This window comes from Micromonospora sp. WMMA1949 (assembly GCF_027460145.1).
GTDB lineage: Bacteria > Actinomycetota > Actinomycetes > Mycobacteriales > Micromonosporaceae > Micromonospora.
In genome coordinates this window covers 4,414,513-4,430,696 of the sequence record NZ_JAPZBG010000001.1, presented here as the reverse complement: position 1 = coordinate 4,430,696, position 16,184 = coordinate 4,414,513, and the positions used below count along the sequence as shown (strand labels likewise).

Sequence of the window (16,184 nt, the reverse complement as noted above, 5' to 3'; positions counted from 1 at the left end):
CGGGCCAGCCGGGGAGCTGAGCCGTTGCCGTTCGGACTGGGCCGAACTTCGGGCCGATCGAACCTCGAGCCGGAATCGAACACTCGTTCTAACTACCCTGACAGTACACCTCCCCACCGACGAAAACGCAACGTGTGACGCGCCGGGGACGCGCGGGAGGGTGACGGCCCCCGGCGGGGCCGCGCCGGGGTGGGGGAAGAATGGGGGGATGCAGCCACACCCGAACGTGCAGGCGGTGCAGCGCGCGCTCGACGACGCGGGCGCGCGGAACGGATCGGGCGAGGCCAGCCTCGTCCGACTGCTGCCCGAGGCGGTGCACACCGCGGCCGCGGCGGCCGAGGCGCTCGGCGTCGCCGTCGGTGCCATCGCCAACTCGCTGATCTTCGACGCGGACGACGCGCCGCTGCTGGTGCTCACCTCCGGCGCGCACCGGGTGGACACCGCCGGGCTGGCCGCCACGCTGGGCGTGACCCGGCTGCGCCGGGCCACCCCGGAGTTCGTCAAACGGCACACCGGGCAGGTGATCGGCGGCGTCGCCCCGGTCGGCCACCCCGCGCCGCTGCGCACCGTCGTCGACACCGCCCTGGCCGGGTACGACGAGGTGTGGGCGGCCGGTGGCGTACCCCGGGCGGTGTTCCCCACCACGTACGCGGAACTGCTGCGGATCACCGCCGGTGCCCCGGCCGAGGTGGCGTGAACCCCGGACTCGTCACGCTGCACGTGTGGCGTGTGCCCCGGCGGGCCGTACCCGGTGTGCTGACCCGGATGGCCACCCACCCGGCCCGGCTGCGCCGGCTGCCGGGCGTCCGCTTCGCCAAGCTGCTCGGCACCGGGACCGGCACCGGCTTCGGCCCCGGCGACGCCGATCTGACCCGGTGGGCCGCGCTCGTGGTCTGGGACTCCCCCGCCGACGCGGCCGGCTTCGACGCCTCCCCCGTCGCCCGGTCCTGGGCCCGGATCGCGCGCGCCACGGTACGGGTGGACCTGCGCCCGCTGACCAGCCGCGGCCAATGGTCCGGCCGGGAGCCGTTCGGCGCGCCGTCCGGCGGGCGGGTCACCGGGCCGGTGCTGGCGCTGACCCGGGCCCGGTTGCGGGCCCGCCGCGCGGCCACGTTCTGGCGGGCGATCCCGCCGGTCGCCGCCGAGTTGCACGCCGCGCCCGGGCTGCTCGCCCGGTTCGGCGTCGGGGAGGCGCCGCTGGGCTGGCAGGGCACGGTGAGCGTGTGGCGCGACCCGGCGGACCTGGTCGCGTTCGCGTACCGTTCCCCGGAGCACCGCGCCGCGATCACCCGCACCCCCACCGAGGGCTGGTACGCGGAGGAACTGTTCGCGCGGTTCGCGGTGGGCGACGTGGCCGGCGACCGTACGGTGCTCGGCTGGGCCGCCGAGGGCGACCCGGAGACAGCGAGAGGGCACGCATGAGGCTGGTGCGGTGGACACCGGACGACCTGGTCCGGCGGCTGGACGACGTGGTGGCCGTCTACGGCGAGGCGATGGGCTACCGGCCCGACCTGCTGGAGGCCCGCCGCGGCTACATCGCCACCCACGTACGCCGGCCCGGCTTCCGCGCCGTCGCCAGCCTCACCAGCGAGGGGCACCTGGCCGGTTTCGGGTACGGCTACCGGGGCGCCACCGGGCAGTGGTGGCACGACCAGGTGCACCGGGCGCTGAACGCGCAGGACCGGCAGCGCTGGCTGGCGCACCCGTTCGAGGTGGTCGAGCTGCACGTCCGCCCGCCCGCGCAGGGGCACGGCCTGGGCGCCCGCCAGTTGCGCGCGCTGCTCGCCGTGGCCGAGGGCGACACCACGCTGCTGTCCACCCCGGAGGCCGACGAGGAGAAGTCCCGGGCCTGGCGGCTGTACCGCCGGTTCGGCTTCGTCGACGTCCTGCGGCACTTCCACTTCCCCGGCGACGAGCGGCCGTTCGGCGTGCTCGGCCGGGACCTGCCGCTGCCCCCGCCGGAAGCGTCATGAGGGCGGGGCTGCCCTGGGCGCGGCTGCCCTGGGCGCTGCTGGCCGCGCTGGTGCTCGCCCAGATCTGCTACCCGCTCACCGGCGGCTCCACCCGGGCCGGGCTCACGGTGGCCACGGTGGTGCTCGGCTGGCTGCTCTCGGTCGGCCACGCGCTGCTCACCCGGGGCGCCCGTACCGCCGCCGCGCTGGTCGCCGTCGTCACCGGCGGCGGGTTCGCGGTGGAGGCGATCGGCGTGGCCACCGGGTTCCCGTTCGGCACCTACGACTACTCCGGCGAGCTGGGCCCGAAGCTGGCCGGGGTGCCGCTGATCATCCCGCTCGCCTGGACCTGGATGGCCTGGCCGGCCTGGCTCACCGCGGTCCGGCTGGTCCGCTCCCGGATCGCGCGGATCGCGCTCTCGGCGGTGGGGCTGGCCGCCTGGGACCTGTTCCTCGACCCGCAGATGGTGGCCGAGGGCTACTGGACCTGGCGCGACGCCACCCCGGCGCTGCCCGGGCTAGCGGGCATCCCGGTCAGCAACTACCTGGGCTGGCTGGGCTTCGCGGTGCTGCTCGCCGTCGCGCTGCGCCCGCTCGCCGGGTCGTCCGTGGACCGGGTCGACGGCCGGGACGCCCCGATGTTCGCGCTCTACCTCTGGACGTACGCCTCCAGCGTGCTGGCGCACGCGGTGTTCCTGCGGCTGCCGGCGTCGGCGCTGTGGGGCGCGGCCGGAATGGCGGTGGCGGCGGTACCGCTGGCGGTGACGCTGTGGCGGGCCCGCCAGGACCGGGCCGGAACGCCGCAGCCGGCGCCGCGCGTCGACGCCCCAGCATGATCGCCGTCTTCGCGCTGGCCGTGGCGGTCGCCGCGCTCACCGGCCACACGCTGGTCAACGCGTACGCCTGGCTGCGCCGCCCCGGCACCGGCCCGGCCGAGGTGACCGAACCGGTGGCGGTGCTGCTGCCGCTGCGCGACGAGGCCGAGCGGGTCACCCCGTGCCTGCGCGCGCTGCTGGCCCAGCGCGGCGTGCCGGACCTGCGGATCGTGGTGCTCGACGACGGCTCGACCGACGGCACCGCCGACGTGGTCCGCGCGGTGGCCGGTGACGATCCCCGCCTCACGCTGCTCACCGGCGTCACCCCGCCGCCGGGCTGGCTGGGCAAGCCGCACGCCTGCTGGCAGCTCGCCACCCGTACCGCCCCGGAACCGGCGGTGCTGGCCTTCGTCGACGCGGACGTGGTGCTCACCCCGTACGCGGTGGCGGCGGCGGTGACCGAGTTGCGCGCGGCGGACGCGGCGCTGCTGTCGCCGTACCCCCGGATCGTGGTGCGGACGGCGGCCGACCGGCTGGTGCAGCCGCTGTTGCAGTGGTTGTGGCTGACGTTCCTGCCGCTGCGCGCGATGGAACGCTCGCGGCGGCCGTCGCTGGCCGCGGCGGGCGGGCAGTTCCTGGTCGTGGACCGGACCGGCTACCTGCGGGCCGGCGGGCACGCGGCGGTGGCCGACAAGGTGCTGGAGGACATCGAGCTGGCCCGGGCGGTGAAACGGGCCGGCGGGCGGATCGCGCTCGCCGACGGCTCCCGGCTGGCGTCCTGCCGGATGTACGACACCTGGCCGCAGCTGCGCGACGGCTACACCAAGTCGCTGTGGGCCACGTTCGGGCACCCTGCCGCGGCGGTGGCCGTGCTGGCGCTGCTGGTCGCGCTCTACGTCGCGCCGCCGCTGCTGACCCTCGGGGCGCTGCTCGCCGGCGCGCCGGCGGTGGCCGCCGTGGCGTTCCTGGCCTACCTGGCCGGGGTCGCCGGGCGGGTGGTCAGCGCCCGCGCCACCGGCGGGCGGGCGTGGCCCGACGCGCTCGCACACCCCGTATCGGTCGTGGTCCTCGGTTGGCTGACCGTCCGGTCGTACCATCTGCGGAAGCGACACCGGCTCACCTGGCGGGGTCGTCCGGTCACCTAGGAGGGGCACGCCATGGCGCGCATCGTGGTCATCGGCGCCGGGGTGGGCGGGCTCGCCACCGCCGCCCGGCTCGCGGTCACCGGGCACGAGGTCACCGTCCTCGAACGGGCCGGCACGGTCGGGGGCAAGCTCGGCCGGTACGCCCACCACACCCCGGAGGGGGTGTGGCACTTCGACACCGGGCCGAGCCTGTTCACGCTGCCGCAGGTCTTCCACGACCTGTTCGAGGCGACCGGGGCGAAGCTCGACGAATACCTGGACCTGGTCCCGCTGGACCCGATCGTGCGGCACGTCTTCCCCGGCGGTGGACCCACGCTCGACTCCTGCGCCGACCCGGACGAGTTCGCCGCCCGGATCGGCGCCGCGTTCGGCGAGCGGTCCGCCGCCGACTGGCGCGGGCTGTGGCGGCGCGCCGGCCGGGTGTGGGCGGCCTCGCACCGGGACATCCTGCGCCGTACCGTCGACTCGCCGCGCGACCTGGCCGCGCTGGCCTGGCGGCTGGGCGACCTCGCCGCCATCGGCCCCGGCCGCAGCCTGCGCGGGCTGGGCCGCCGTCACCTGTCCGACCCGCGGATGCGGATGCTGCTGGACCGGTACGCCACGTACACCGGCGCCGACCCGCGCCGCGCCCCGGCCGCGCTCGTCGCCGTCCCCTACGCCGAACTGGCGTACGGCGGCTGGTACCTGCGCGGCGGACTGGGCACGCTCGCCGACGCGCTGCTGTCGCGCTGCCTCGACCTCGGCGTGGTGGTACGCACCGACGCCACTGTCACCCGGATCGACGCCGCGGGCGGGCGGGTGCACGGGGTACGCGTGGCGGGGATGGCCGCGCCGGTTCCGGCCGACGTGGTGGTGGCGAACGTGGACGCGCTCACCGTCTACCGGAACCTGCTGCCCGACCCGCGCCGGCTGGCCGCGCTCACCGACCGCAGCCTGGCCGGGTTCGTGCTGCTGCTGGGCGTACGCGGCGACTCCGGGCTGGCCCACCACACCGTCTTCTTCCCCCGCGACTACGACGCCGAGTTCGACGCCGTGTTCGGCGACCCCGGTCGCGGGGTGCGGGCCCGCCCGGCGCCCGACCCGACCGTGTTCGTCACCGCGGCCGACGACCCGGCGGTCCGCCCGGACGGCCACGAGGCGTGGTTCGTGCTCGTCAACGCGCCCCGCCACGGCACCGCCGCGAGCGCCGTGGACTGGCGGCGGCCCGGCCTGGCCGAGGCGTACGCGGACCGGATCCTCGACGTGCTGGCCGAGCGCGGCGCCGACGTGCGGGACCGGCTGGTGTTCCGGGAGATCCGTACCCCGGCCGACCTGGATGCGGCCACCGGCGCGCCGGGCGGGGCGATCTACGGCACCGCGGGCGGGCTGCTGCGCCCGGCCAACCGGGGGCCGGTGGCCGGGCTCTGGCTGGTCGGCGGCTCCAGCCACCCGGGGGGCGGGCTGCCCATGGTGACGTTGTCCGCGGAAATCGTCGCGGAGGCGGTCGGCCCCGCTTGGTGATGGTGTAAGGAAGGGCCCCTTGTTAACGCCTCCGGTAGAGGAAGGGCCCCTTGTTAACGCCGGCAGCCCGCCGCGCCCACGCGCGGCGGGTCGCGCCGGCAGCCCGCGGCGGTCAGCCGGCGTCGACCAGGGCGCGGCGGACGGCGGAGAGCAACTGCCCCAGGCCGAACCCGGCGAGCAGCACCCAGACCGTGGTGGCCATGGTGATGGTGCCGGCGGTCAGGTCGGCGTCGATCAGCCCGGTGAGCCCGGCGACCAGCAGCCCGACCAGTGCCACGCAGACCCGGGTGGGCCGCTCCCCCACCGTCACCGCGCCGATCTCCCGCATCCCGGCCGAGACCGCGCGCGCCCGCACGTACTCGTGCAGCCAGGACAGGCCGCCGGCCGCCGCGACCAGCGCGCCCGGCGCGCCGAGCAGCCAGAACGCGATCAGCCAGGCCACCTCGCCGAGCCGGTCGGCGACCGAGTCGTACACGTAGCCCAGCCGGGTGGTGCGGCCGGTGGCGACCGCCACCGCGCCGTCGACGCTGTCGGCCACCGCCGCCAGCAGCACGAACAACGCGCCCAGGAACGGCCCGTCGCCGGGCCGCTCCACGAACAGGGGTACGCAGAAGCAGAGCAGCACCCCGAACACGGTCACCGGGGTGGGGCCGACGCGCAGCCGGCCCAGCACGTAGCCCACGTGGTAGGCGAAGCGCAGCCAGGCGCGTACCACCGGCGCGGCGGTACGCGGATCGAAGCCGCCGTGCAGCCGTGCCCACGCGGTCGCGTACTGGTCCCAGTTCAGCTGTGTGCCCACCACGGATCAACCGTAGAAGCACGGCGCGGGTGTCGTGTGGCGGGTGGTCACACCCGTGCGGCGGCGCGCAGCCGCTGCCACACCTCCCGGGTCGCAGTGGACCGGTTGAGCGTGATGAAGTGGATCCCCGGCACACCCTCGTCGAGCAGCTTCTCGCACATCTCGCTCGCCTGCTCGACGCCGAGGCGGCGGACCGCCTCCGGGTCGTCGGCCACCTGCTCGAACCGCTGCGCGAGCGCCGGCGGGAACGGCGCGCCGGACAGCTGCACCGACCGTTCGATGGTGCCGATCTGGGTCACCGGCATCACCCCGGCCAGGATCGGCGTGTCGCAGCCGGCCGCGGCCACCCGGTCGCGCAGGCGCAGGTAGTCGTCGGCGTCGAAGAACATCTGGGTGATCGCGAACTCCGCGCCGGCCCGGCACTTGCGGACGAAGTGCGCGGTGTCGCTGGTCACGTCCGGCGAGCGCGGGTGCTTGTACGGGAAGGCGGCCACCCCGACGCTGAAGTCGCCGCTGTCGCGGACCAGCCGGACCAGGTCCTCGGCGTACCGGACGCCCTCGGGGTGGGCGATCCACTCGCCGCCCGGGTCGCCCGGCGGGTCACCCCGCACGGCGAGCACGTTGCGCACCCCGACCGAGGCCAGCCGGCCGATCACGTGCCGCAGCTCGGCCACCGAGTGGTTCACCGCGGTCAGGTGCGCCATCGGCAGCAGCGTCGTCTCGGTGGCGATCCGCTCGGTCACCGCCACCGTGGTGTCGCGGGTCGACCCGCCCGCGCCGTAGGTGATCGAGACGAACGAGGGACGCAGCGACTCCAGCTCGCGGATGGCCTGCCAGAGCAGCTTCTCCCCGGCCGGGGTCTTCGGCGGGAAGAACTCGAAGGAGAAGGTGGGCCGGCCGTCACGGATCAGCTCCCCGATGGCCGGCTGGGGATTGGGAAGGACCGAGGGAAGACCGAGCGCCACGGACCGACTGTAACCGGGACGGCACTGCGCATCGGGAATCTTCCCAGCCCGCGAACACCTGTCCCGGCGCGACGTCGTACCCCGGGGGTAGAAAGACGGCAGCGCGGTGGGCGGCCGACGGCCGTTCCGGGGGCCCGCGCGGGGGTCGCCACGACGGCGACGCACCGGCGCCACCACCTGGCCGGGCGTCCGCGTCGCCATCAGCGTCGTCGCCCCCGGAGGTTCCCGATGATCCCGTCCCCGCCGCCCGGCCCGCGCCTGCTCGGGCCGCTGCTGGCCGAGTTGCGGGCCGCCCGTGGCTGGAGCCAGCAGCGGATGGCCGCCGAGCTGTGCGCCGCCTCCGGCGTGCCCACGCTGACCCGCAACGAGGTGTCCCGCTGGGAGCGCCAGCTGCGTCTTCCCGGCGACTTCTGGTCCGCCTGGCTGGCGACGGTCCTGGGGGTGCCGGGCGAACTGCTCGCCGAGGCCGCCGCCCGCAGCCGCCGTCTCGGCGTGGCGCCCGCGGTGGTCGACCCGGCCGGCTCCCGCGCCCGGCTGGCCCTGCTCACGCTCGCGTACCGCTGGGCGGCCGACCCGGCCGGGCGCACGCTGGCCGGCCCGTTCGCCGCCGCACCGCCGCCGCTGCCCGGCCGTCCCACATGGGGGGACGAGCACGGGCGGGCCGGCCGGTGTACGCCGGTCGCGGACGAGCCCGGACCGGACGCCGAGCCCGCCGGCGGCGGGTCCGGTCGTGGTCGCCCGGCGGACGGGGTGACGCTCGCCACGCTACGACGCTGGGACGACCTGCTCGGCGGCGGCGACCTCGCCGGGTACGGCGCCCGCCGGCTGCGGCGGGTGGTGCGCGGCTACCGTCGCGCCGGGCCCGCCGGCCGGCGCGCGATGCTGCCCGCGCTCGCCGAGTCGGCGCAGCTCGCCGGCTGGCTGGCCGCCGACGCGGGCGACCTCGGCGGGGGCCTGGTCGCGTACCGGCTGGCGCTGCGGGCGGCGGTGGCCGCCGGGCAGCCGCCGCTGGCCGGGCACGTGCTCGCGTCGGCCAGTCACCTGCTGGCCGACGCCGGCGACCCGGCCGGCGCGCTGGTCCTGGCCCGGATCGGGTACGCCGCCGGCCGCGCCACCGCCTCACCCGGCCTGCGGGCGCTGCTGCTGCACCGGGTCGCGCTCGCCGCCGCGCTCGCCGGGCGTCCCCGCGTCGCCGGGCAGGCGCTGGCCGGCGCGGATCGGGCCGGCACGCCGGAGCCCGGCCGGGAGCCGCCCTGGCTCTACTGGCTCGACGCGGCCGAGCTGGCGGCGATGACCGGGCGCACGCTCGTCGCGTTGGGCCGTCCGGCCGCCGCCGTGCCGCTGCTCACGCCGGTGGTGGGCGCGCGCGGCCACCCGCGCCGCTCGGCCGTGTACGGCGGCTGGCTGGCCCGCGGCCACCTGCGCCTGGGCGCGGTGCCCGAGGCGTGCGCGGTGGCCGGCGAGGCGCTGCTCGACGCGGTCCGGTCCGGTTCACCCCGGGCCGTCGGCCAGCTCACCACGTTCCGCCGCGGCCTGGCGCACGCACCGCCCGGTCCGGCCACCCGGGGGTACGCGCGACTGGTCGCCTCGGCCCGCCCGTACCTGCCGTCCGGCGTGCCGCGTCATCCGCGCGACCGTCCGGGCAGGTGAGCCACGAGGCACGCCGGGCGCCGGGCACGGCGGGAACGGGTGTGAACCGCTAGCGTCGTGGCGTGACCCACGCTGCTCCCGTATCCCCCGTCGACCGCGCCGGCCTGCGCCAGCGGATCGACAAGGCGCTCACCGAGTTCCTCGCCGGCCAGCGCGGCTGGCTGACCGCCGTCGACGACGGCCTGCTGCCCGTCGCCGAGGCGATCGAGGCGTTCGTGCTGGGCGGCGGCAAGCGGCTGCGCCCGGCGTTCGGCTACTGGGGCTACCGGGGTGCCGGCGGGGTCGACTCCGACCAGGTCGTCGCCACCCTGGCCGCGCTGGAGTTCGTGCAGGCCAGCGCACTGATCCACGACGACCTGATGGACCGGTCGGACACCCGGCGCGGCGAGCCGGCGATGCACAGGCGGTTCGCCGCCCGGCACCGCGCGGCCGGCTGGGGCGGCGACGCGGACTCCTTCGGCGACGCCGCGGCGATCCTGCTGGGCGACCTGTGCCTGGTCTGGTCCGACGAGCTGCTGCACTCCTCCGGCCTGCCGCCGGCCACGGTGGCCCGGGCCCGGCCGGTCTTCGACGAGATGCGCACCGAGGTGACCGTCGGGCAGTACCTGGACGTGCTGACCCAGGCCACCGGGGACACCTCGCTGGACCGGGCCGCCAAGGTGGCCCGGTACAAGTCGGCGAAGTACACGGTCGAGCGCCCGCTGCTGCTGGGCGCCGCGCTGGCCGGGGCGCCGCCGGAGGTGCACGCCGCGTACTCGGCGTACGGGTTGCCGCTGGGTGAGGCGTTCCAGCTCCGCGACGACGTGCTGGGGGTGTTCGGCGACCCGGAGCGCACCGGCAAGCCGGCCGGTGACGACCTGCGCGAGGGCAAGCGGACGTATCTGGTGGCGGCGGCCCTGGAGACGCTCGACCCGGCCGGCCGGGAGGCGCTGCTGGGCGGGCTCGGCGTGCCCGACCTGGACGCGGCGGGGGTGGACCGGCTGCGCGAGCTGATCACCACGAGCGGCGCGCTGGATCGGGCCGAGCGGCACATCAGCGAGCTCACCGAGAGCGCCCTGGCCGCGCTCACCGCTGTCGACCTGGACACCGAGGCCCGTCAGGCCCTGGTCGACCTGGCCATCGCCGCCACCCGCCGCCCCGCCTGACCACCCTCCCCGCCTCGCCCGCCCCTTCAGCGGTCGATCATGAAGTTGGCGGCACTTTCGGAGATCGACTTCGCCGCCAACTTCATGATCGACGGGAGCGGGAGCGGGGCGGGAGCGGGGCGGGAGCGGGGCGGGGGTCAGAAGGCTACGGCCTGGGCTCGGCGTTTTACCTCTCGGGCCAGGTCGCCGCCGAGGGCTACGGCGGGGGTGCCGGGAAGCGACGGGTCCTCCCGGTAGAGCCAGCGCAGCGCCTCCTCGTCGTCGTATCCGGCGTCGGAGAGCAGGTTGAGCACGCCGGGCAGATGCTTGAGCACGGTGCGGTTGGCCACCAGGTCGGCCGGGATCCGGCGCACGCCGTCGCGGCGCACCGCGATCAGTTCGCGGTCGCGGATCATCTGATGCACCTTGCTGATCGACAGGTCCAGGCGCTCGGCCACGTCGGGCAGCGTCAGCCAGCCGGCCGGGTCGGCCGGTCCGGCCAGGTCGGGGCCGGTCTCGGCGGGTACGGAATCGGTCACCCGACCACCCTGCCACGTGCCCGCCGCACCCGGTGCACGGCACCCCGCACCGCCGCCGGGAGCGCGGCGGTCCCCCCGTGTCGCAACCCGGCGGTAGCATCCTGTTCTACCTTCATCCTTCCGACACATAGACTGCCTGCCGATGGACACACAGGTCGCCGACACGTTGCTGGGCTCGCTGATCGAGGGGCGCTACCGCATTCGCGGTCGCGTCGCCCGTGGCGGCATGGCGACCGTGTACACCGCCACCGACGAGCGCCTGGAGCGCACCGTGGCGGTCAAGATCATTCACCCGACCCAGGCGCCGCAGGCCCAGGCCCGGATGGCCGGCTTCGTCGAGCGCTTCACCGACGAGGCGAAGACGATCGCCCGGCTCACCCACCCGAACGTGGTGGCGGTGTACGACCAGGGCATCCACGCCGGCCTGCCGTACCTGGTGATGGAGTACGTCCGTGGCCGCACGCTGCGCGACGTGCTCGCCGAGCGCCGCCGGCTGAACCCGGACGAGGCGCTCGCGATCACCGAGCAGATGCTCGCCGCGCTGGCCGCCGCGCACCGGGCCGGCCTGGTGCACCGCGACGTCAAGCCGGAGAACGTGCTCGTCGCCGAGGTGCCCACCGGCGGCAGCCGCAACCTGGTCGACAGCGTGGTCAAGGTGGCCGACTTCGGGCTGGCCCGTGCCGTCGAGGCGAGCGCCGAGGACGAGAACGGCAACCAGCTCATGGCGACCGTGGCGTACGTCGCGCCGGAGCTGGTCACCCAGGGCCACGCGGATCCGCGCACCGACGTCTACTCCGCCGGCATCGTGCTGTTCGAGATGCTCACCGGCCGGGTGCCGTACGACGGCGACCGCCCGGTGGAGGTCGCGTGGCAGCACGTCGACCGGGACGTACCGGCGCCGTCGACGCTGGTGCCGACGCTGCCGCCGGCCCTCGACGCGCTCGTCGCCCGGGCCACCCGGCGGAATCCGGCCGGTCGGCCGGCCGACGCCGCGGCGCTGCTGAGCGAGGTGCAGGCCGCCCGCGAGCAGCTGGGCGACCCGCACGCGCACACCACGGTGCTGCCGCAGCTCAGCGACGACACGGCGATCCTGAGCCAGCCGACCCAGATGGTGGCCGCGGTCCGGCCGGCCGAGCGCCCGTCGTGGGCCCGGCTGCCCGAGGGCGGCGCCGCGCCGCGCCCGCACCGGCGCCGCGCCGTCGAGGAGGACGACCCGGGGACCGGGTTCGCCGCCCTGCGTACCCGGATCATGGGCTCGCCGCGCGGGCGGCTGGCCGTCGCCGCGGCGGTCGTGGTGCTCGGCCTGGTCGCCGCGGTGGGTGGCTGGTGGTTCGGCGTGGGCCGCTACACGGTCGCGCCGCAGATGGTGAGCCTGACCAAGGCCGACGCGGAGGCGCAGGCCCAGCGCGGCGGCTTCACGCTGCGGTACACCGCCCCACGCCACGACGAGCAGGCCCCCAAGGACACCGTGCTCGTGCAGGATCCCGGCTCGGCCGCGCGGATCGTCAAGGGCGGCACGATCACGCTGACCCTGTCCCTCGGCCCGGAGCGGCTGCCGGTGCCGGACGTGGTCGGCAAGGACTACGCGCTGGCCCAGGCCGAGCTGGAGGGCGCCAACCTGGTCGTGGCCAAGGGCTCCTCCCGGTACGACGACGCGCTGCCGGCGGGTGTCGTGCTGGCCACGGACCCGAAGGTGGGCACTGTGGTCAAGCCCGGCGCGAAGGTGACGGTGATCCTCAGCAAGGGTCGCGCGCCGGTGACGGTGCCCAACCTGGTCGGCAAGAGCCTCACCGAAGCGCGCACCATCCTCGCGCAGCTGGGGCTGAGGCCGGTGGAGACCGTCAAGGAGTCCGACAAGCCGAAGGACGAGATCCTCGGCCAGAGCCCGGCCGACGGCGCCGGCGTGGAGAAGGGCACCCAGGTCAAGCTGGAGATCAGCAAGGGTCCGCCGCAGGTGGCCGTGCCCCGCGTGATCGACATGCCCTGCCAGCAGGCCAAGCAGACGCTGGAGAGCCAGGGCTTCCCGGTCAACGTCCAGCTCAACCCGAACGGCATCGTCCGGATCCAGAACCCGGCCGAGAACACGCCGGTGCCGCCGGGTACGACGATCACGGTGACGTGCCTGTGAGCGGGTGTGACGGGCGCCGGCGGGTGGGGTCGCACACCCCCACCTCCGGCGGCCTGGCCCGGGCGGCCCTGCCGTACGCGGACGCGGCCGAGTCCGAGGTGGTGCAGGTCTACGTCTCGAACTCGCGCGGCTGGGCGTTGCCGCCCGGCGACCGGGCGCAGGACACGCTGTTCCGCGACGGGTGCGGTGAGCGCGGCCTGCCCGTCTTCATCCACGCGTCGCTGCTGGTCAACCTCGGCTCCCCCACCCCGGCAACAGTCACCCGGTCGGCCGAGACGCTGGCGCACGCACTGCGGCGGGGCCGGGCGATCGGCGCCGAGGGCGTGGTCTTCCACGCCGGCAGCTCGGTCGACGCCGGTCACGCCGAGGCGGCCCTGCGGCAGGTCCGCGAGGCACTGCTTCCGCTGCTCGACGAGGTCGCTGCCACCGGTGGGCCGATGCTGCTGGTCGAGCCGAGTGCCGGGGGCGGCCGGTCACTGGCGTCCCGGGTCGAGCACCTCGGCCCCTACCTGGACGCGGTCGACCGGCACCCGATGCTCGGGGTCTGCTTCGACACCTGCCACGCCTGGGCGGCCGGTCACGACCTGGCCGCCGAGGGTGGCATGACCGCCACCCTCGACACGCTCGTCGCCACCGTGGGCGCGGACCGGCTGCGGCTGGTGCACGCGAACGACTCGAAGGACCTGTGCGGCTCCACCCGGGACCGGCACGAGAACATCGGCAAGGGCACCATCGGCGAGCCGGCGTTCGCCGAGCTGATGCGCCACCCGGCGACCGCCGGTGTGCCCGTGCTGGTGGAGACCCCCACGGAGAAGCACATCGGCCACGCCGCCGACATCGCCGCCCTGAAGCGTCTCCACCCCTGACAGTTCCCCTCCCCCCTCCCTCTCCCCCCGCGAGACCGCGGTGATCAAGGAGTTCGTGTCCCGCTACGGCGCGGAATCGGACACAAACTCCTTGATCAACGAGGCGGGGGTGGAGCGCCCAGGGGCGGAAGGTCAGGCGCGCAGCGCGGCGTTCAGGATGGTGGCGGCGCGGTCGACCTGCGCGTCGGTGACGTCCAGGTGGGTGACCAGCCGGGCGGTACGCGGGCCGAGCACCGAGATCAGCAACCCCTCGGCCCGCGCGGCCGCCGCCAGCGCGTGCGCGTCCAGCGGGTGCTTGGTCAGGTCGATCGGCACGATGTTGGTGCGCACCACAGACGCGAGCACCCCGTGCGGGGCGACCGCCTCGGCCAGCCGGACCGCCTTGGCGTGGTCGTCGGCGAGCCGCTCGACGTGGTGCGCCAGCGCGTACCGGCCGGCGGCGGCGAGGATGCCGACCTGCCGCATGCCGCCGCCCATCCGCTTGCGCAGGAACCGCGCCCGGGCGATCTTCTCGGCGCTGCCCACCACCAGCGAGCCGACCGGCGCGCCGAGGCCCTTGGAGAGGCACACCGACAGCGTGTCGAACAGCACGCCGTACTCGGCCAGCGGCACCCCGTCGGCGACGTGCGCGTGCCAGATCCGCGCGCCGTCACAGTGCAGGGCCACCCCGTGCTCGTCGGCGACCGCACGCATCCGGCGCAGCGTCGGCAGCGGGATCACCCCGCCGCCGCCCCGGTTGTGGGTCTGCTCCACCGCGATCGCCCGCGTGGGCACCGCGAAGTAGCCGTCCGGCCGGATCATCCCGGCGACCACGTCGGGGTCCAGCTCCGCGCCCACCGTCGGCCAGGTCCGCGAGGAGATCCCGCCGTACGCGGCGGCGGCGCCGACCTCGTACGTGACCACGTGCGCGTCGGCGTCGCAGAGCAGCTCGTCACCGGGCGGCACGTGCAGCTGGAGCGCGATCTGGTTGGCCATCGAGCCGCTCGGGGCGAACAGCGCCGCCTCGTGGCCGAACAGCGCGGCCACCTCGGTCTCCAGCGCGGTGACCGTCGGGTCCTCGCCGTAGACGTCGTCGCCCACCTCGGCGGCGGCCATCGCCTCCCGCATCCCCGGCGTCGGCCGGGTCACGGTGTCCGTCCGCAGATCGATGACCTCACCCACTGTGCCTCCTCCGGCTGCCGACTGCGGGGCTCGCAAGCTCACTCCTCGCGTCAGCCACTGTGATTCTTCCGGCTGCCGACTGCGGGGCTCGCAAGCTCACTCCTCGCGTCAGCCACGGAGCATCTCCGCCACCAGGAACGCCAACTCCAGCGACTGCTGGGTGTTCAGCCGGGGGTCGCAGGCGGTCTCGTACCGGTCGGGCAGGTCCAGGTCCTCGATGCCCTGGGCGCCGCCCAGGCACTCGGTGACGTCCTCGCCGGTCAGCTCGACGTGCAGGCCGCCCGGGTGGGTGTCCAGGCCCCGGTGCACCTCGAAGTAGCCGAGCACCTCGTCGACGATCCGGTCGAAGTGCCGGGTCTTGTAGCCGTTCGAGGACTCGTGCGTGTTGCCGTGCATCGGGTCGCACTGCCAGACGACCTTCGCGCCGGCGGCGGTGACCTTCGCGACGATCGGCGGCAGCGCGTCGCGTACGCGGTGGTTGCCCATCCGGCTGATCAGCGTGAGCCGGCCGGGGACGTTGTCCGGGTTGAGCTTCTCGCAGAGCTCGATCGCCTCGTCCGGGGTGGTCGTCGGGCCGAGCTTGACCCCGATCGGGTTGGCGATGCGGGAGATGAAGTCGATGTGCGCGCCGTCGATCTGCCGGGTCCGCTCGCCGATCCAGAGGAAGTGCCCGGACAGGCCGTACGCCTTGCCGTTGGAGATCCGGGTCAGCGCCCGGTCGTACTCCAGCGCCAGCGCCTCGTGCGAGCAGTGCAGCGTGACGGTGCGCAGCGCCTCGTCGTCGGTCATCCCGCAGGCCCGGATGAAGGCCAGCGCCCGGTCGATCTCGCGGGCGATCGCGTCGTAGCGCTCGCCGGCCGGGGACTGCCGGACGAAGTCCTTGTTCCAGTCGTGCACGGCGTGCAGGTCGGCCAGCCCGCCGGCCAGGTACGCCCGGAGCATGTTCATCGCGGCGGCCGAGTTGGCGTACGCCCGGATCATGCGCTGCGGGTCGGCGACCCGCGCCTCCGGCGTGGCCTCCAGGGAATTGATCATGTCGCCGCGGTAGGCGGGCAGGCCCCGGGCGTCGGTCGGCAGGGACCGGGGCTTGGTGTACTGGCCGGCGACCCGGGCGACCTTGACCACGGGCAGCGACGCGCCGTAGGTGAGCACGATGGCCATCTGGAGCAGCGTGCGGGCGTTGGCGAGCAGGTGGCTCTCGGTGTTGTCGGCGAAGGTCTCCGCGCAGTCACCGCCCTGGAGCAGGAACGCCTTGCCCTCGCAGACCAGCGCCAGCCGCTGCCGCAACTGGTCGACCTCGTAGGGCGCGACCACCGAGGGCACCGTGTCCAGCACGCGGCAGACCTCGGCGACCTGGGCCGGGTCGTCCCACGGCGGGGTCTGGGCGCGCGGCAGCTCCCGCCAACGGTCGAGGCCGAGGGCCGCGTCCTCGGCGGAGTCGGCGGTCGGACGGCTGGTCTGCAGACCAGGGCTGCCCACGGCGGGGTGACTCAGCTGATGCCACTCATGGCGCATGAAGGAAAGCGTACGGCGACCGTCT

General features: G+C 75.4%; 15 protein-coding genes. 10 read left to right on the top strand and 5 right to left on the bottom strand.

From position 1 onward, the window contains the following. Positions 1–208 precede the first annotated feature (208 nt). From O7607_RS21020 to O7607_RS20995, 6 genes are read left to right on the top strand one after another with little or no spacing between them, the layout of a single operon-like run. A complete protein-coding gene (locus tag O7607_RS21020) occupies positions 209–697 on the top strand; it encodes a YbaK/EbsC family protein (protein ID WP_269704877.1) in 489 nt (162 codons plus the stop codon). Further along, positions 694–1,422, top strand: coding sequence for a monooxygenase (locus tag O7607_RS21015; RefSeq protein WP_269704876.1), 729 nt, complete (start codon positions 694–696; stop codon positions 1,420–1,422). The genes O7607_RS21020 and O7607_RS21015 overlap by 4 nt, the downstream gene beginning before the upstream one ends. Then, on the top strand, positions 1,419–1,973 hold the full coding sequence (locus O7607_RS21010) for a GNAT family N-acetyltransferase (RefSeq protein ID WP_269704875.1): 555 nt from the start codon (positions 1,419–1,421) through the stop codon (positions 1,971–1,973). Before O7607_RS21015 ends, O7607_RS21010 begins: the two co-directional genes overlap by 4 nt. Beyond that, complete coding sequence (locus O7607_RS21005; RefSeq protein ID WP_269704874.1) at positions 1,970–2,788, top strand: carotenoid biosynthesis protein; 819 nt, start codon at positions 1,970–1,972, stop codon at positions 2,786–2,788. The genes O7607_RS21010 and O7607_RS21005 overlap by 4 nt, the downstream gene beginning before the upstream one ends. Next, the gene (locus O7607_RS21000; protein ID WP_269704873.1) at positions 2,785–3,912 is read left to right on the top strand and encodes a glycosyltransferase; all 1,128 of its coding nucleotides are present in this window, start codon (positions 2,785–2,787) and stop codon (positions 3,910–3,912) included. The genes O7607_RS21005 and O7607_RS21000 overlap by 4 nt, the downstream gene beginning before the upstream one ends. Positions 3,913–3,924: 12 nt before the next feature. Further along, complete coding sequence (locus tag O7607_RS20995; RefSeq protein ID WP_269704872.1) at positions 3,925–5,412, top strand: phytoene desaturase family protein; 1,488 nt, start codon at positions 3,925–3,927, stop codon at positions 5,410–5,412. 112 nt (positions 5,413–5,524) lie between these two features. On the opposite strand, the gene O7607_RS20990 is transcribed toward O7607_RS20995, so the two are convergent. Together O7607_RS20990 and metF are read right to left on the bottom strand one after the other, a co-directional pair. Further along, positions 5,525–6,214, bottom strand: coding sequence for a CDP-alcohol phosphatidyltransferase family protein (locus O7607_RS20990; protein ID WP_174536148.1), 690 nt, complete (start codon positions 6,212–6,214; stop codon positions 5,525–5,527). Between the two features lie 44 nt (positions 6,215–6,258). Beyond that, complete coding sequence (metF, locus tag O7607_RS20985; protein ID WP_269704871.1) at positions 6,259–7,176, bottom strand: methylenetetrahydrofolate reductase [NAD(P)H]; 918 nt, start codon at positions 7,174–7,176, stop codon at positions 6,259–6,261. A 228-nt stretch (positions 7,177–7,404) separates the two neighbouring features. On the opposite strand from metF, the gene O7607_RS20980 reads away from it, so the two are divergent. Continuing rightward, positions 7,405–8,826: a helix-turn-helix domain-containing protein gene (locus tag O7607_RS20980; protein ID WP_269704870.1), complete on the top strand. Its 1,422-nt coding sequence runs from the start codon at positions 7,405–7,407 to the stop codon at positions 8,824–8,826. A 62-nt stretch (positions 8,827–8,888) separates the two neighbouring features. After that, complete coding sequence (locus tag O7607_RS20975; protein WP_269704869.1) at positions 8,889–9,971, top strand: polyprenyl synthetase family protein; 1,083 nt, start codon at positions 8,889–8,891, stop codon at positions 9,969–9,971. 137 nt (positions 9,972–10,108) lie between these two features. Here O7607_RS20975 and O7607_RS20970 read toward each other — a convergent pair whose 3' ends face one another. Next, complete coding sequence (locus tag O7607_RS20970; protein WP_269704868.1) at positions 10,109–10,489, bottom strand: Rv2175c family DNA-binding protein; 381 nt, start codon at positions 10,487–10,489, stop codon at positions 10,109–10,111. Between the two features lie 142 nt (positions 10,490–10,631). Between O7607_RS20970 and O7607_RS20965 the strand changes: the two genes are divergently transcribed. Then, complete coding sequence (locus tag O7607_RS20965) at positions 10,632–12,617, top strand: Stk1 family PASTA domain-containing Ser/Thr kinase (protein ID WP_269704867.1); 1,986 nt, start codon at positions 10,632–10,634, stop codon at positions 12,615–12,617. Next, entirely contained in the window at positions 12,614–13,483 is an 870-nt protein-coding gene (locus O7607_RS20960) for a deoxyribonuclease IV (RefSeq protein WP_269704866.1), read from the top strand. Before O7607_RS20965 ends, O7607_RS20960 begins: the two co-directional genes overlap by 4 nt. Before the next feature lie 132 nt (positions 13,484–13,615). Here O7607_RS20960 and O7607_RS20955 read toward each other — a convergent pair whose 3' ends face one another. Next, complete coding sequence (locus O7607_RS20955; protein ID WP_269707048.1) at positions 13,616–14,590, bottom strand: threonine aldolase family protein; 975 nt, start codon at positions 14,588–14,590, stop codon at positions 13,616–13,618. A 162-nt stretch (positions 14,591–14,752) separates the two neighbouring features. Further along, positions 14,753–16,159: a class II 3-deoxy-7-phosphoheptulonate synthase gene (locus O7607_RS20950; RefSeq protein ID WP_269704865.1), complete on the bottom strand. Its 1,407-nt coding sequence runs from the start codon at positions 16,157–16,159 to the stop codon at positions 14,753–14,755. Positions 16,160–16,184 lie beyond the last annotated feature (25 nt).

Bases quoted from the DNA above. Each gene is read 5' to 3' on its own strand.
- O7607_RS21020 (WP_269704877.1), top strand. From the start codon at position 209: ATGCAGCCACACCCGAACGTGCAGGCGGTGCAGCGCGCGCTCGACGAC.
- O7607_RS21010 (WP_269704875.1), top strand. From the start codon at position 1,419: ATGAGGCTGGTGCGGTGGACACCGGACGACCTGGTCCGGCGGCTGGAC.
- O7607_RS21005 (WP_269704874.1), top strand. From the start codon at position 1,970: ATGAGGGCGGGGCTGCCCTGGGCGCGGCTGCCCTGGGCGCTGCTGGCC.
- O7607_RS21000 (WP_269704873.1), top strand. From the start codon at position 2,785: ATGATCGCCGTCTTCGCGCTGGCCGTGGCGGTCGCCGCGCTCACCGGC.
- O7607_RS20995 (WP_269704872.1), top strand. From the start codon at position 3,925: ATGGCGCGCATCGTGGTCATCGGCGCCGGGGTGGGCGGGCTCGCCACC.
- O7607_RS20980 (WP_269704870.1), top strand. From the start codon at position 7,405: ATGATCCCGTCCCCGCCGCCCGGCCCGCGCCTGCTCGGGCCGCTGCTG.
- O7607_RS20965 (WP_269704867.1), top strand. From the start codon at position 10,632: ATGGACACACAGGTCGCCGACACGTTGCTGGGCTCGCTGATCGAGGGG.
- O7607_RS20955 (WP_269707048.1), bottom strand. From the start codon at position 14,590: ATGCGGGAGGCGATGGCCGCCGCCGAGGTGGGCGACGACGTCTACGGC.
- O7607_RS20950 (WP_269704865.1), bottom strand. From the start codon at position 16,159: ATGCGCCATGAGTGGCATCAGCTGAGTCACCCCGCCGTGGGCAGCCCT.